Raw genomic sequence first — 15156 nt, forward strand, 5'->3', positions numbered from 1 at the left:
CGATCCACTCCCCTGGCACGATACGACTGTGCAGCCGCCCTCAGTTCCGACCTCCACCCGCTCGCGGAGGGCCTTGTCCCTCGCGGCCCTCGGCCTCCTTCTCGTGCCCCTCCTCGCGGGATGCCTGCGGGTTCAGGTGTCGATGGGGGTGTCCGCCGACGACCGGGTCTCCGGTCAGATCGTCGCGGCCGCCGTGCCGGCGAACGATCAGGACAAGGGCCCGCAACTCACTCCGCCCGACTCGCTGTCGGGCAAGGTGCGCGTCCAGGAGTACAAGAAGGACGGGTACGTCGGCAGCCAGGCGTTCTTCAGCGACCTCACGTTCGGCGACGTGCAACAGCTCGGCTCCATGTCGGAGCAGGCCAACGGAAGTTTTCAGATCTCGCTCAAGCGGACCGGCGACCTCGTGACCCTCGACGGGAAGGCCGATCTCGGTTCGGTACCCGCCCAAGGCACGGACGTGCAGTTCACGATTGCTTTTCCGGCGCGCGTCGCCACCACCAACGGCACCCGGGAGGGCGACTCCATCGTGTCGTGGAAACTTCCCGCCGGCGACACCTCGACGATCCGCGCCGAGGTGCGGTACTCGGACCCCAGCACCCGCAGCTTCGCGGGCTGGGCGGGCATCATGACCGGCGTGACGCTGGGCGTCGCCGTGATCGTCGGTGCGCTGGCCTGGATGGCCCGCAACAAGGATCCGGTGATCGGCAGCGGTCGCGCACGGGACCACTCGGAGGTGTGACCTCTCCGCCGATCGAGTGGGTCGTGCGGATCGGCTCCCTGATCTCGGTTCTCGGTCTCGTCACGGCCGGCGCCAACCTCGTCCGCGCCCCACGGCTCCCCACGGCGACCCGCCCGGTCACCGAACCCGTCACGGTCTGCATTCCGGCCCGGGACGAGCGTGACCGGTTGCCCGACCTGATCGGCGACCTGCGAGAGCAGCGAGGCGTCGGCGACCTGCGGGTGTTCGTCTACGACGACGCCTCCACGGACGGGACGGCCGAGGTCGCGGAGGCCGCGAGCGGCGCGGACCCCCGCTTCTCCGTGGTGCGGGGAACCGCGGAACCGCCGCCGGGCTGGGTGGGCAAACCCGCGGCCTGCCATCGGGTGAGTGAGCACGCCTTCGCGCAGGGCCGCGGTGACGGCGGGATACTCGTGTTCCTCGACGCCGACGTGCGGTTGCGTCCGGACGCCCTGACTGCCGCCTGCGCCGTGCTGCGCGAGTCCGAGGCAGCGCTGGTCTGCCCGTGGCCGTTCCAGCAGGCGGGGTCGGTGACCGAGGTCCTGGTGCAGCCGCTGCTCGCGTGGTCGTGGGCGGCGACACTGCCGATCCGCCTGGCCAACCGGTCGCGGCGCCCGTCGACGGCCGTGGCCTGCGGACAGTTCATGGTCTTCGATTCCGCCGGGTACCGCGGGGTCGGGGGCCACCGGGCCGTCGCGGACAGCGTGACCGAGGACCTCGACATCGCACGGCTGCTCCGTACGCGGGGTCGTGCGAGCACACTGGTCGTGGCCGGCCGGTCGGCGTCGTGCCGGATGTACGAGGACGCCGACGCGCTGCGCCGCGGTTACGACCGCTGGCTGTGGACGGCATTCAGCTCCCGCCTCGGCGCCGCCGCGGTGCTCGGTGCGGCAAGCGTGGCGTACCTCGTGCCGCCGGTCGCGTTCGCGGCCGGACGGGGACGCGTGCGCGGGTGGGGTGCGGTGGGGTATCTCGCCGCCACGGCGTCCCGGCTGTGCGCCCGCGCACTGGAACGTCAGGGCCGCCTCACCGCCGCCGACGTCGCCGGCGCGGTCGCGCACCCGCTGTCCGTCGCCGCGGTGACGGCCCTGACTGTGTCGTCACACCGCAATCATCGACGCGGGCGCACCCGATGGAAGGGGCGGACGCTCAGCTGACCCGAGCCGGGGTGACCGGGGTGGGATCCGCCACACCCGAACCGACCTTGTCGCCGAGCCGGGCCAGCACCTCGCTGGTGGCGCGCGCGAAGTTGAGGGTGATGAAGTGCAGGCCGGGCGCACCCTCGGCGATGAGACGTTCGCTCATCTCGGTGGCGACGTCGATGCCGATCTCGCGCACGGCGGCGCGGTTCTCCTCGGGACCGTCCCCGGCGGCCGTGGCCAGACGCTTCTCGAGGTGCGCCGGGAGACGCGACCCCGACAGTTCGAGCACGCGGCGGACCGACCGCAGCGACGTGATCGGCATGATCTCGGGGATGATCGGCTTGGCCCCCTGCTCGGGGTCGTACGCCGAAACCCGGTCGCGCAGGCGCAGGTAGTCGTCGACGTCGAAGAACATCTGGGTGATCGAGTACTCGGCGCCGGCCCGCAGCTTCGACACCAGGTACCGGGTGTCGTGCGCGAGATCGGGCGCGCGGTAGTGGCCTTCGGGGAACGATGCGACGCCGACGTGGAAGTCGCCGAGGTCGCGGACGAGCCGGACGAGGTCCTCGGCGTACTCGACGCCGTCCGGATGCTTCTCCCACTCGCCCAGCGGGTCGCCGGGCGGGTCGCCACGCAGAACCAGGATGTTGCTGATTCCGCGGTCGGCGTAGGCGCCGACCATCGACCGCAGTTCGTCGACACTGTGCGACACGGCAGTGAGGTGCGCGACCGGCAGGAGGGTGGTCTCCTCGGCGAGCTGGCCGGTGACGCGGACCGTGCGGTCCCGCGTCGACCCGCCCGCACCGTAGGTCATGGACACGAAGGCCGGACCCAGCCGCTCGAACTCCCGCACCGCACGCCACAGACGAGCCTCGGCGGCCTCGTCACGCGGCGGCGAGAACTCGACGGAAAAGGGGACCCGGCCGTCGCTGGACGACCGGATCCGGTCGACGATGGACGGAGTGCGGGTCACCCAACCTTCGCTGGCCCGCCCCCTGACGGAATCGAATGTCACCCGTCCAGCATAGGTAGTGCCCAGGGCAATGCACCCACTGCGTCTACACGGGGCGGCGGGATCCGGGTATCCGGCCACCCGGGAGGGCGCCCACTATGGTGGTGTCGACGCCTGTCGCCGGTCTCGGCGCGCACGCGAGAATTCGATCCTGGAGGCAACACTGTCCGTTGGAACGCGCCCCGCCGCCCTCGCGGCCGAGGTCGAAAATGCGCTTCGCGACTTCTTCACCAGCCGGCAGGTCCTCGTCGACTCCGTGGGCGGTGGTTACCGCGAGGCCGTGACCACCCTCGAAGACTTCGTCCTGCGCGGAGGCAAGCGGGTCCGTCCCGCCTTCGCGTGGACCGGCTGGCTCGGGGCGGGCGGCGACCCTCGCGGCCCCGAGGCCGGACCCGTGCTCCGCGCCTGCTCCGCGCTGGAACTTGTTCAGGCCTGCGCACTGGTCCACGACGACATCATCGACGCGTCCACGACGCGCCGCGGGTTCCCCACCGTCCACGTCGAATTCGCGGAACAGCATCGTGCGGGGGCGTGGAGCGGTGATTCCGCTCACTTCGGCGAGGGCGTCGCGATCCTGCTCGGCGATCTCGCGCTGGCCTGGGCCGACGACATGATCCGCGAATCGGGCATCACCGCGGACGCGTCGGCCCGCATCTCCACCGTCTGGTCCGCGATGCGCACCGAGGTGCTCGGCGGGCAGTTCCTCGACATCAGCAACGAGGCCCGGGCGGACGAATCGATCGACGCCGCCATGAAGGTGAATCGGTACAAGACGGCGGCATACACCATCGAGCGGCCCCTGCACCTCGGTGCGGCGCTCGCAGGCGCCGACGAGACCCTGGTCTCGGCGTACCGCCGTTTCGGCACCGACATCGGTATCGCCTTCCAGCTCCGCGACGACCTGCTCGGCGTGTTCGGCGATCCGGCCGTGACGGGCAAGCCCTCGGGCGACGACCTGCGGGCGGGCAAGCGCACCGTCCTGTTCGCGATGTCGCTGCAGCGCGCCGACGCCGAAGACCCGGCGGCGGCCGAACTCCTCCGCGAGGGCATCGGCACCGATCTGTCCGATTCGGACGTGGACACCCTCCGGACCACGATCACGTCGCTCGGCGCGGTCGCGGACGTGGAGAAACAGATCGAGGAACTCGTCGAGAACGCGCTGTCGACGCTGGCGGCGAGCACCGCCACCGCGGAGGCGAGGCAGCAGCTCACCGAGATGGCCGTCGCCGCGACGCGCCGCGACTACTGAGGGTCCGGGATGGCCCGCGCGCTCCGGACGGTTCCCGGCCGCACCGATCACGTCGTGGTCGTCGGTGCCGGCCTCGCCGGTCTCTCGGCCGCTCTGCACCTCGCCGGATCGGGCCGGCGCGTCACCGTCCTCGAACGGGAGTCGTCACCGGGCGGCCGGGTGGGCACCTACCGTGGTCCCGGCTACGACATCGACAACGGTGCCACCGTCCTCACGATGCCCGAACTGGTCGGCGAGGCCCTGGCCGCCGTCGGCGCGGATTTCGAGTCCACCAGTCCGGCGCTCGTCCTCGAGCGGCTGGCGCCGGCGTATCACGCGCGGTTCGCCGACGGTTCCTCGCTGGACGTGCACTCCGATCCCGAGGCGATGGTCGCCGAGGTCAGCCGGGTGTGCGGGCCGGAGGAATCGGCCAGGTACCTGCGGCTGCGGCGATGGCTCGGCCGGATCTTCGACGCCGAGTACCACCGTTTCATGGACGCGAACTTCGACTCGCCGCTCGATCTCGTCTCGTCCCCCGCAGCCGCGCGGGATCTGCTGACGCTCACGGCCCTGGGCGGGTTCGGCAGGCTCGGAGCCCGGGTCGACCGCACGATCACCGATCCGAGACTCCGCCGGATCTTCACGTTCCAGGCCCTCTACGCCGGGGTCGCTCCCGCCGACGCCCTCGCGGTGTATGGCGCGATCGCCCACATGGACACCTCGCTCGGCGTCTACTTCCCCCGGGGCGGGATGCGCTCGATCGCGCTCGCCCTCGCCGACGCCTTCACCACCGCGGGCGGTGAGATCCGGTTCGACACCGAGGTCGCGGCGCTCGAGCGAAGCGGCGACCGCATCGGCACCGTCGTCACGGCGACGGGTGACCGCATCGACTGCGACGCGCTGGTACTCACCCCGGACACCGCCGTCGTCGACGCACTGCTCCGCCCGGTGACACGCCGGACGCCCCGCCGGGTGCGGGTGTCGCCGTCCGCCGTGGTCCTGCACGGGACCGTCCCCACCTCGGTCGCGTCCCAGTGGGCCGCCCAACGGCACCACACCATCGACTTCGGTCACGCGTGGAAGCGGACGTTCGCGGAGATCACCGCCCGCGCGGGGCGCGGACGGCTCATGACGGACCCGTCGCTGCTGATCACCCGGCCCGCCCTGTCGGATCCGGGCCTCGCCGTGGACCGGGCGGGCACTCCGTCGGAACCGCTGTCGGTGCTGGCGCCCTGCCCGAACCTGCACAGCGCACCGCTGGAGTGGTCGTCGCTGACCGGCCCGTACGTGAACGAACTGCTGCGCGAACTCGAGACGCGCGGGTACACCGGAATCGCGGAGCATTTCACGATCGACCACGTCGACACCCCCCTCACCTGGCTCGGCAAGGGCATGGCGGCGGGCAGTCCGTTCGCGGCGGCGCACGTGTTCCGGCAGACCGGACCGTTCCGGCGCCCCAACCTGGTCAGGGGGCTGGACAATGTCGTGCTCGCCGGTTCCGGCACCGTCCCGGGGGTCGGAGTTCCGACCGTCCTGCTGTCGGGGAAGCTCGCGGCCGCCCGCGTCACCGGGCCCACCGCAGCAAGAAGTGCAGAAAGACACACGAAAGCATCCAGTGCGGGAGGATAGGGCGAGGCGTGGCGGGAACTGGTGCCGGCAGCAATTAAACTGGTTCCTCGACCATGCGATGCGCACGACGACGAGCGCACCGACCGCAACCGAACGCACATCGGGGGAGGAATCTGCACTCATGACGTCCTCTGCCCGGCAGGCGACCGTCGCCGCTGCGACGCCCACGCCGCAGCGGTCGTGGCCCCAGACCACGGCCGACTTCCTCCGCAGCCCCGAGGGGCACGCCGCCATCCTCGGTTTCGTAGGCGCCGTGATGACCACGTTCGGTGGTTTCGGTGCGGGCAGCGTCCGCCGCGAGGACCCGCTCCTGGAGGCGATGCACCTGTCGTGGCTCCGGTTCGGTCACGGTCAGATCCTGTCGACGGTCATCGTGTGGGTGGGTGTCGTCGCGATGATCACGGCCTGGGTGCGGCTGGGCCGCGCCACGCTCGGCGGCGACGTCACCCTCCGGCAGTTGCGGATGGTCGTCCCGGTGTGGACGGCGCCGCTGCTGCTGGCCGTGCCGATGTTCAGCCGGGACGCCTACTCCTACCTGGCGCAGGGTGCGCTCCTGCGTGACGGGTTCGACCCCTACGCCGTCGGGCCGGTGGTCAACCCGGGCGTGCTCCTCGACAACGTCAGCAACGTGTGGACCACCACCACGGCGCCGTACGGTCCGCTGTTCCTGCTCCTCAGTCAGGGGATCACGGGGCTGACCGGCGACAACGTGATCGCCGGGACGATGCTTCTTCGCGTGACGATGCTGCCCGGACTCGCGCTCATGGTGTGGGGAGTCCCGCACCTCGCGCGCCACCTCGGCGGTAATCCGGCGATCGCCCTGTGGCTCGCCGTGCTCAATCCTTTGGTTCTCGTCCACCTCATCGGCGGTGTCCACAACGAACTGCTGATGGTCGGCCTGATGATCGCCGGCATCGCGCTCGTCCTCGAACGACACCATCTCGCCGGGATCGCCCTCGTGGCGGTCGCGGTCGCGATCAAGGCGACCGCAGGCGCCGCGCTGCCCTTCATGGTCTGGATCTGGATGCTCCACGAGAGGGAGAAGGCCGAGGCGGAAGGGCGCACACCCGCGTCGCCGCTCGCGTCGTTCGCGAAGACCGCGGGCGCGGGATTCGCCGTGTTCGTGGCCGTCTTCGCGGCCGCGTCCGCCGTCGCCGGTGTCGGGCTCGGCTGGATGACCGCGCTGTCCGGGTCGAACAAGATCATCAACTGGTTGTCGCTGCCGACGATCCTCGCCCACATCGTGACCGTCGGAACGTCGTGGTTCGCTGAGCTGCGGCTGGGTGAGGTGCTGGCCATCACCCGCCCGATCTGCGCGGTCGCCCTGGTTGCGATCGTGCTGGCGGCCTGGTGGCGCTACCGGAAGACCGAGCGTGAGGCGATTCTCGGAATTCTCATCGTCCTGGTCGCGATCGTGATCCTGTCGCCCGCGGCACTGCCCTGGTACTACTCGTGGCCGATCGCCATCGCGGCCGGCTTCGCGTTGTCGACGCGGACCCTGATGATCCTCGTCGGGTTGTCCACCTGGTTGATGCTGGTCTTCCAGCCCGACGGCTCGATCGGTCTCTACACGTTCGCGCACGTCGTGCTCGCGACGTTCGCCGCGGTCGTCGCGGCGGTATCGCTCCGCACGGTCGATCCGCTGCGGCTGCGCGCACCCCGGCCCGTCGAGCACGAGCGCACCTCCGGCCTCACAGATGCTGCGGCGTCGTCCCGCGTCGAATGACCGGTCGATGACCGAGCTGGCCGACAGTTACCGGTTCTGCGGCGCGGTGACGGCGGAGCACGGTCGCACCTACCATCTCGCGACCCGGTTGCTCCCCGAGCGCCGCCGGGCCGCTGTGCATTCCCTCTACGGGTTCGCCCGCACGGTCGACGACATCGTGGACGTCGATCCCGGTCGGACGGCCGGCGACTGCGCCGCCGAACTCGATCGGATCGACGCGGCACTGCGACTCGGCTTCACCGACCGGAACGCGGTCGGGCCGGCTGCGTGCGCACCGGAGATGCAGCGGGTCCTTCCCGCGTTCCTCGACACCGTGGCTTCGTTCGACATCCCCCACGACTACTTCTTCGCGTTCCTGGAGTCCATGCGGATGGATGTTCCGGGAACCGCGGAGCATCGGGCCGAGTACGGCACCATGACCGAACTCCGGACCTACATGTACGGATCGGCCGTCGTGATCGGGTTGCAGATGCTGCCCGTCCTCGGAACCACCGGGCCCGCCGCCGATGCCGAACCACACGCTGCGGCTCTCGGTGAGGCGTTCCAGCTGACCAATTTCCTTCGCGACGTCGGCGAGGACCTGGATCGGGGCCGGGTCTACCTCCCGGCCGACGAATTGGCCGCGTTCGGTGTCGACACCGAACTCCTCGCGCACAGTCGTCGCAGCGGCACGACGGACCAGCGGATCGTGCGGGCCCTCGCCCACCTGATCTCGATCACCCGTTCCGTGTACCGGGACGCGGAACCGGGCATCGCGATGCTGGACCGACGGGTGCAACCCGGGATCCGGACCGCGTTCGTGCTGTATTCCCGCATTCTCGACGAGATCGAGCGAGGCGGTTACCGGGTTCTCGACCGGCGCGCCACCGTGTCCCGGAGACACCGGTGGGCGACGGCGCTGCCTCAGTTCGCCCGGCTCGCGGTGCCGGCCCGTGGCCGAGCGTGGTGACCGGCGGTCAGAATCCCATCGCCTGAGCGCGGCGGATCACTTCGCGGGCGAGGTCGCCGTGCAGGGCCTGGACGGGTGCGCCGGGGAGGCTGTCATCCTCACGGAACAGCCACTGCAGGATTTCCTCGTCCTTGAATCCGCCGTCGTGCAGCACGGCGATGAGACCGGGCAGCCACTTGACCGTCTCGCCGGTCTCGTCGAAGAAGAGTTCGGGAACACCGAGGACGCCGTCGCGTCGGACGGCGATCAACTGCTGATCGCGCAGAAGCTGCTGCACACGGGTGACGGCCACACCGAGGTTCTTCGCGACGTCCACCAACTGGAGGAGCGAGACGGAAGGGTCCAGGACATCGTCACAGTAAGGGATGGCACTCACTCCCCTAACGTTATCTGGTCGCTTCCTGCGTGGCGCTACCGGTCGGTGTCGCTGGCTACGATTGAGGGACGCGTGGCCGGGCCGCGCGCACTGACGGGGGAACGGACACTGTGCACGATGGAGGTCAACGTTTGATCGGCGAGCTGCTCGACCGGCGCTATCGGGTGGATGCCACGATCGCGCGTGGCGGCATGTCCACCGTCTACCGGGGGCTCGACACGCGTCTCGACCGTCCGGTAGCCATCAAGGTGATGGATCCGCAGTTCGCGGCCGACCCGGCGTTCGTCACCCGGTTCGAGTTCGAGGCCCGCTCGGTCGCACGACTCAAGCACCCGTCGCTGGTCGCGGTCTACGACCAGGGGCACGACCGCGAGCACGCGTTCCTGGTGATGGAACTCGTCGACGGCGGAACGCTCCGCGAACTGCTCCGGGAACGCGGGCCGATGCCGCCGCACGCGGTGGCCGCGGTCGCGGGCCCGGTTCTCGACGCGCTCGCCGTCGCTCACCGGGCCGGTCTCGTGCACCGCGACATCAAACCCGAGAACATCCTGATCTCCGACGGCGGTGAGGTGAAGATCGCCGACTTCGGTCTGGTGCGGGCCGCCGCCGCGTCGACCACCACGTCAAACAGTGTGATTCTGGGCACGGCGGCATATCTGTCGCCGGAGCAGGTGACGTCCGGGATCGCGGACACCCGCAGCGACGTCTACTCCACCGGTGTCCTGCTGTTCGAACTCCTCACTGGACGGACCCCGTTCACCGGGGACACGTCGTTGTCCGTCGCCTATCAGCGGATCAACCAGGACGTTCCGAGGCCGGGTTCGTACATCGCGGGCGTCCCGCCCGAGTTCGACGAACTCGTCGCGGAGGCCACCCACCGGGAACCGTCGCACCGCTTCGCCAACGCCGAGCAGATGGGCTCGGCCCTGCGCGGCATCGCGGCGGCGCTCGACCTGCCCGCCTATCGGGTGCCCGCCCCGCGACGCTCGGCGCAGCACCTGAGCGCCGCGGCCGCCGCGAGCGCGCCTCCCCTGAGCGCGCCGCCGGGCCCCGCCGCACCGCCCACCGTGCACCTTCCCCCCGCCGCGCCGCTGTCGCCGCCCAGCCCGCTACCGGCGCAGCCCGGTGTCCAGCACACGCGGGTCGTCACCACCCAGACTCCGCGCCCGCCGATCGACGAACCGTCGTTCGGGGTGGAGGACGAACCCGACGACGGCTACCACTACCCCGACTTCGCCGCCGAACGGCAGCGGTCGCGCCGGACCACGATCGTGTGGTTGCTCGTGATCCTGATGCTCGCCCTGGCGGTGGGTTTCGGTGGCTGGTGGATGGGTTCGGGCAGATTCACCGCGGTCCCGACCACCGACGGTCTCGATCGCGGTGCGGCGGTGACGGCGATCGAAGCGGCCGGTCTGTCGACGGAGATCCGGGGGCAGTATTCCGACACGGCTGCGCTCGACACGGTGCTGGGTACCGATCCCACCGGCGGTTCGCGGATCTCCCGCGACGGCACGGTGGCTCTTCTCGTCTCCCTCGGGAGGCCGACGGTCCCGCCGCTGCCCGCGGGCGGTGAGCGCGCCGGAATCGAGCAGGAACTGCGGAACCGCACGTTCACCCCGGTCGACGGCGGTCAGGCGTTCAGCGCGAAGGTCCCGATCGGTGCGGTGGCCGCACTCGACCCGGCACCGGGTACCGAGCTCGCGACCGGTTCCACGGTCAAACTGATCGTCAGCAAAGGTGCACCGCCGGTCGACGTTCCCGACGTGAAGGGCATGTCGGAAGCCGAGGCCCGCGCGTCACTCGAGGCGGTGGGCATCGTCGTGCAGGACGTCACCACGGACTTCGACCGCAACGTCGCCGCCGGGGACGCGATCGCCACCAGCCCGAAGGCGGGCGCCCGCGTCAATGCGGGTACCAGCGTGACGTTGAGTGTGTCGAATGCGGTGCGAATTCCGTCGATGCTGGGCCGGACGGTCGGATCCGCGCGGGACGAACTGAGCCGTCTCGGACTCGACGTCAAGGTGCGTTCGGTGACCGACACGGACAGGTCGTTCGTCATCAGCCAGAACCCGGGCAGCGGCGATCTGGTGAAGCCCGGGAGCACGGTCACCCTGGTCTCACTGCCCTGACCCCGCAGGTGCAGGGCAGTGAGGGTCCGAATGATGCGGGCGATCAGCCGCGCAGCATCTCCGCGACGAGGAACGCCAGTTCCAGGGACTGCTGGGTGTTCAGGCGAGGGTCGCACGCCGTCTCGTAGCGACCGGACAGGTCGAGGTCCGAGATGTCCTGCGCGCCGCCGAGGCATTCGGTGACGTTCTCACCGGTGAGTTCGACGTGGATGCCGCCCGGGTACGTGCCGAGACCGTTGTGGACCTCGAAGAATCCCTGCACCTCGTCGACGATGCGGTCGAAGTGGCGGGTCTTGTATCCCGTGGACGCCTCGTGCGTGTTGCCGTGCATCGGGTCGCACTGCCAGATCACCTGGTGACCGGTGGCCTGGACCTTCTCGATGATGGGCGGCAGCAGGTCGCGGACCTTGTTGTTCCCCATGCGCGAGATCAGGGTGAGGCGACCCGGCTTGTTGGTGGGGTCGAGGCGCTCGACGTACTCGACCGCCATCTCCGGTGTGGTGCTGGGTCCGATCTTCAGGCCGATCGGGTTCGACACGAGTTCGGCGAACGCGATGTGCGCCCCGTCGAGCTGACGGGTGCGGTCGCCGATCCACAGGAAGTGAGCGGACAGGTCGTACAGCTTGGCGTGGTCGTCGTCGTTGTCGAGGCGCAGCATCGCGCGCTCATAGTCGAGGACGAGCGCCTCGTGGCTGGCGAAGATCTGCGCGTGGTGCAGGCTGGGATCGGTGACGCCGCAGGCGTTCATGAACTGCAGCCCGCGGTCGATCTCCGCGGCGAGTGCCTCGTACCGGGCCCCGGCCGGCGACGACGCCACGAACTCGCGGTTCCAGTCGTGCACCTTGTGCAGGTCGGCCATGCCCGCGCCGGTGAGCGCGCGGACCAGGTTCATCGCGGCGCTGGCGTTCGCGTACGCCCGCACGAGCCGCGACGGGTCGTGGGCGCGCACGGCCTCGTCGGCGACGAGGGAGTTGATCATGTCGCCGCGGTACGACTGCAGGCCCAGGGCGTCCACGTTCGACGACCGCGGCTTGGCGTACTGGCCGGCGATGCGGGCGACCTTGACGACGGGCAGGCTCGCTCCGTACGTCAGGACCACGGCCATCTGCAGCAGGGTGCGGATGTTGCCCTTGATGTGCGGCTCGGTGTTGTCGGCGAACGTCTCGGCGCAGTCACCGCCCTGGAGGAGGAACGCCTCGCCGCGCGCGACCTGGGCCAGCTTCTCCTGCAGGGCCACGACCTCGCTGGCCACCGTGATCGGTGGCACGCTCTCGAGGACCGTCCGCATCGCGGCGGCCTGACCCTCGGGCCATTGCGGCTGCTGGGCAGCGGGCTTGGCCAGCGCTGCATCGAGGCGCTCACGCATCTCGGTGGGCAGCGGCGGGAGTTCGGGCAAGCGGTCGATCGGCACGTCGACAGTCCAGTTCACCCATACAGGATATTCGCTCGACCGGAGCGATGGCGAGTCAGGTCACCGGAGTGAGCGCGCCGCCCGAACTGCCTCGAACTTCGCCAGGTTGTGCCGGGCGTCGGCGAGGGCGTCGTGCGCGTCACCCGGTGCAGGTGGGAGCGCCGGGCTGCCGTGTTCCTCCCAGTACTGGCGGAGTTCCCGCGTGTACCGGGGCAGCGACTGCGGCAGCTCCGTCATGTCCCCCCACAACTGGCAGAGGGCGACGTGGTCGTAGGCGGCCACCCACGCCCACAGTTCGGGGACGATGCCGGGCCGGGGAATCAGGAACGCGTAGAGGTCGTCGCGAATGCGGGCGCGGCTCTTCCAGAGGGGCGACGACGGCGGCGGCAGCTTCGGCAGCACGTTCCTGCGCACCCACTTGCCCGCGCGGTCGGGATCGAACTCGGTGGACACCGCGTAGAATTCACGTCCGTCCTCCGCGACCACCCCGATCGACACCAGGTCGATCGTGCGACCATCCTCGATGAACTCGCAGTCGTAGAAGTAACGCACGCCCGCAAACTATGCCTCACCCGTTGGCGTCATCCGGATCCACCCCTACCTCGTGAAGGAGGCCTCGGTGCGCGCAACCTCCGACGGTCGACAGTCCGCCGCCCCTGTCGCGGACCTGATCGACCCCCCGCGGGTGCCTCTGCATCTCCGCATCGGAGGTCTCGTCGTCCGAGTCCTCGTCCTCGCCGGGCTCGCAATCGGATTCGCCTACAACCTGCTCGGACTGCCCGGCCTGCGGGACTTCGGCAGTTACTACCGGCTGGATCTCGACGTCTACCGCCTGGGCGGTTCGGTGTTTCTGCACGGCCCGACCCTGTACGGGTCGATGCCGGCCACCCAGATGGGCAACTTCCTGCCGTTCACTTACCCGCCGCTCGCCGCCGTCGTCTTCAGTCCGCTGTCGACGGTGTCGCTGGCGACTGCCGGGACCGTCGTGACGGTGTTGTCGCTGATCGCGTTGTTCGGTGTTCTCGTCGTCACGCTCGACTCGCTGGGCATCGCACCCCGCACCACGCTGGTGTGGACTGCCCTCGGTGCGCTCGCGGTGTCGATGGCCCTCGAACCCGTCTCGTCGACCCTGGACTACGGGCAGATCAACATCCTGCTGATGCTGCTGGTCGCCGCGGACTGCCTGCCGAAGAAGACGCCGTGGCCGCGCGGCGTGCTGATCGGCCTCGCGGCGGCGGTGAAGCTGACGCCCGCCGTGTTCATCCTGTACTTCCTGGTGCGCAAGGACTTCCGCTCCGCCGTCGTGACCGGGGTCAGTTTCCTCGCGTTCAGCGCAGTGGGCGCGATCGCGACGTGGAACGACTCCGTCACCTACTGGACGCACACGCTCTTCGATTCCGATCGGATCGGCACCCCGGCGTATCCGGCGAACCAGAGCATCACCGGTGTGCTGGCCCGGCTCGGCCTGAGCGACTCGGTGCGCACCCCGTTCTGGCTGCTGCTGAGCGTCGTGGTTCTCGCACTCGTGATTCTCGCGATGGCGCGGGCGCTCCGGTCCGGCGAGACCGCGCTCGCGCTCGGACTCAACGCCGTTCTCGGACTGCTCGTCTCCCCCGTGTCCTGGTCGCACCACTGGGTGTGGTCGGTGCCGGTGATCCTCGTGCTCGGGGTCCTCGCCTACCGCCGTCGAAGTGTCGCCCTGGCGGTCACGGCCGTGGCCGGCGTCGTCGTCGTGAGGCTCGCCGCGCACTGGAAACTCGGGGTGGGCCGCTGGAGCGGAACCCACTGGAATCTGTGGGATCAGTTCCTGGCGTCGTCGTACGTGTGGTGGGGACTCGCCGTGGTGCTGGTCGCGATCGTCGCGTTCCGCACCCGCCCCTCACAGTCCGACGAGGACGATCGGTCGGAGACCTCCGACGATCTCACCGTCCCCGTCGGCTGAGAGGTCGCGGCGGTCAGCTCGCCCGCGTGTCCGGCAGTCGCGTGACGGTGGTCGCGTCGCTCGCCGGCGCCACATCGGCCACCGAGGCGTCGGCGGCGGGCGCCTTCTTCTTCAGCGTCGCCGCGTAGATGTCGACGTACTCCTGACCCGACAGCTTCATCAGCTTGTACATGACCTCGTCGGTGACGGCCCGCTCCACGAAACGGTTGCCGCCCATGCCCTCGAACCGCGAGAAGTCGATGGGCTCACCGACGCGGATGGTGACCTTCGAAGGACGCCACACCCGGGAGCCGATCGGGTTGACCTTCTCCGTTCCGATCATGGCGACCGGGATGACCTTCACACCGGATTCGAGAGCCATGCGGGCCAGGCCCGTCTTGCCCTTGTAGAGGCGGCCGTCGGGCGACCGGGTGCCCTCCGGGTAGATGCCGAGCAGCTTGCCCTGCGAGAGGACGCGCAACCCGGCGTTCAATGCGTCCTGCGCGGCGTCCGCGCCCGTCCGGTCGATCGGCACCTGGCCGACCACCGAGAAGAACCAGCGCTGGAATGCGCCCTTGAGTCCCGTCCCGGTGAAGTACTCGCTCTTGGCGAGAAAAGTGATCCTCCGCGGCACACGCAACGGCAGGAAGAACGAATCCAGCACGGCCTGATGGTTACTCGCCAAGATGGCGCCACCCTCCGCCGGAATGTTCTCCGTACCCTCCACGGTCGGCCTACCCAGCCCCCAGAGAACCGGCCCCAAAAACACGTACTTGAAGAGCCAGTACCACATGGCGTCCCTCCCGTTCACAACCCAAGCTTCGTTCGGGTCGACTCTACTTCGGGTGGGTGAGGGTCGCTACACACGCCCGGGAGCCCCGCACAGCATCA

General features: G+C 69.7%; 13 protein-coding genes. 8 read left to right on the forward strand and 5 right to left on the reverse strand.

Features of this window, described 5'->3' with window-relative positions; genetic code table 11:
- Window positions 1–28 precede the first annotated feature (28 nt).
- Complete coding sequence (locus tag HGB39_RS23095; RefSeq protein WP_064080811.1) at window positions 29–742, forward strand: LppM family (lipo)protein; 714 nt, start codon at window positions 29–31, stop codon at window positions 740–742.
- On the forward strand, window positions 739–1899 hold the full coding sequence (locus HGB39_RS23100) for a glycosyltransferase family 2 protein (protein ID WP_064080810.1): 1161 nt from the start codon (window positions 739–741) through the stop codon (window positions 1897–1899). The genes HGB39_RS23095 and HGB39_RS23100 overlap by 4 nt, the downstream gene beginning before the upstream one ends.
- Here HGB39_RS23100 and metF read toward each other — a convergent pair.
- Complete coding sequence (gene metF / locus HGB39_RS23105; protein ID WP_005260176.1) at window positions 1892–2857, reverse strand: methylenetetrahydrofolate reductase [NAD(P)H]; 966 nt, start codon at window positions 2855–2857, stop codon at window positions 1892–1894. The genes HGB39_RS23100 and metF overlap by 8 nt on opposite strands.
- 70 nt (window positions 2858–2927) lie before the next feature.
- Between metF and HGB39_RS23110 the strand changes: the two genes are divergently transcribed.
- The 4 genes from HGB39_RS23110 to HGB39_RS23125 all read left to right on the forward strand — a co-directional run bounded on the left by HGB39_RS23110 (window position 2928) and on the right by HGB39_RS23125 (window position 8428).
- Window positions 2928–4145 carry a polyprenyl synthetase family protein gene (locus tag HGB39_RS23110; protein WP_005566020.1) on the forward strand — a complete coding sequence of 406 codons (1218 nt, stop codon included), beginning with the start codon at window positions 2928–2930 and terminating at the stop codon, window positions 4143–4145.
- 9 nt (window positions 4146–4154) lie between these two features.
- Window positions 4155–5753, forward strand: a complete 1599-nt coding sequence (gene crtI, locus HGB39_RS23115) for a phytoene desaturase family protein (protein WP_005566018.1) — start codon at window positions 4155–4157, stop codon at window positions 5751–5753.
- A 121-nt stretch (window positions 5754–5874) separates the two neighbouring features.
- A complete protein-coding gene (locus HGB39_RS23120; protein WP_043789455.1) occupies window positions 5875–7479 on the forward strand; it encodes an alpha-(1->6)-mannopyranosyltransferase A in 1605 nt (534 codons plus the stop codon).
- 7 nt (window positions 7480–7486) lie between these two features.
- The gene (locus tag HGB39_RS23125) at window positions 7487–8428 is read left to right on the forward strand and encodes a phytoene/squalene synthase family protein (RefSeq protein WP_005260169.1); all 942 of its coding nucleotides are present in this window, start codon (window positions 7487–7489) and stop codon (window positions 8426–8428) included.
- Window positions 8429–8435: 7 nt separating this feature from the next.
- On the opposite strand, the gene HGB39_RS23130 is transcribed toward HGB39_RS23125, so the two are convergent.
- Entirely contained in the window at window positions 8436–8804 is a 369-nt protein-coding gene (locus HGB39_RS23130) for an Rv2175c family DNA-binding protein (RefSeq protein WP_005260167.1), read from the reverse strand.
- Between the two features lie 110 nt (window positions 8805–8914).
- Here HGB39_RS23130 and pknB point away from each other — a divergent pair, with 110 nt between their 5' ends.
- Complete coding sequence (gene pknB, locus HGB39_RS23135; protein ID WP_242322849.1) at window positions 8915–10933, forward strand: Stk1 family PASTA domain-containing Ser/Thr kinase; 2019 nt, start codon at window positions 8915–8917, stop codon at window positions 10931–10933.
- 43 nt (window positions 10934–10976) lie between these two features.
- Here pknB and HGB39_RS23140 read toward each other — a convergent pair whose 3' ends face one another.
- Together HGB39_RS23140 and HGB39_RS23145 are read right to left on the reverse strand one after the other, a co-directional pair.
- On the reverse strand, window positions 10977–12362 hold the full coding sequence (locus HGB39_RS23140; RefSeq protein WP_005247669.1) for a class II 3-deoxy-7-phosphoheptulonate synthase: 1386 nt from the start codon (window positions 12360–12362) through the stop codon (window positions 10977–10979).
- Window positions 12363–12404: 42 nt separating this feature from the next.
- Window positions 12405–12896, reverse strand: coding sequence for a polyadenylate-specific 3'-exoribonuclease AS (locus HGB39_RS23145; protein WP_005260165.1), 492 nt, complete (start codon window positions 12894–12896; stop codon window positions 12405–12407).
- A 67-nt stretch (window positions 12897–12963) separates the two neighbouring features.
- Here HGB39_RS23145 and HGB39_RS23150 point away from each other — a divergent pair, with 67 nt between their 5' ends.
- Window positions 12964–14286 carry a glycosyltransferase 87 family protein gene (locus tag HGB39_RS23150; RefSeq protein WP_005260163.1) on the forward strand — a complete coding sequence of 441 codons (1323 nt, stop codon included), beginning with the start codon at window positions 12964–12966 and terminating at the stop codon, window positions 14284–14286.
- 13 nt (window positions 14287–14299) lie between these two features.
- Here HGB39_RS23150 and HGB39_RS23155 read toward each other — a convergent pair whose 3' ends face one another.
- A complete protein-coding gene (locus tag HGB39_RS23155; RefSeq protein WP_005260161.1) occupies window positions 14300–15058 on the reverse strand; it encodes a lysophospholipid acyltransferase family protein in 759 nt (252 codons plus the stop codon).
- Window positions 15059–15156 lie beyond the last annotated feature (98 nt).

This window comes from Rhodococcus opacus, from assembly GCF_012396235.1.
Classification (GTDB): domain Bacteria; phylum Actinomycetota; class Actinomycetes; order Mycobacteriales; family Mycobacteriaceae; genus Rhodococcus_F; species Rhodococcus_F opacus.

What these genes read in the sequence shown, in the direction of transcription:
- crtI (WP_005566018.1), top strand. Translation starts at nt 4,155, where the DNA reads ATGGCCCGCGCGCTCCGGACGGTTCCCGGCCGCACCGATCACGTCGTG.
- HGB39_RS23120 (WP_043789455.1), top strand. Translation starts at nt 5,875, where the DNA reads ATGACGTCCTCTGCCCGGCAGGCGACCGTCGCCGCTGCGACGCCCACG.
- HGB39_RS23155 (WP_005260161.1), bottom strand. Translation starts at nt 15,058, where the DNA reads ATGTGGTACTGGCTCTTCAAGTACGTGTTTTTGGGGCCGGTTCTCTGG.
- HGB39_RS23110 (WP_005566020.1), top strand. Translation starts at nt 2,928, where the DNA reads ATGCACCCACTGCGTCTACACGGGGCGGCGGGATCCGGGTATCCGGCC.
- HGB39_RS23125 (WP_005260169.1), top strand. Translation starts at nt 7,487, where the DNA reads ATGACCGAGCTGGCCGACAGTTACCGGTTCTGCGGCGCGGTGACGGCG.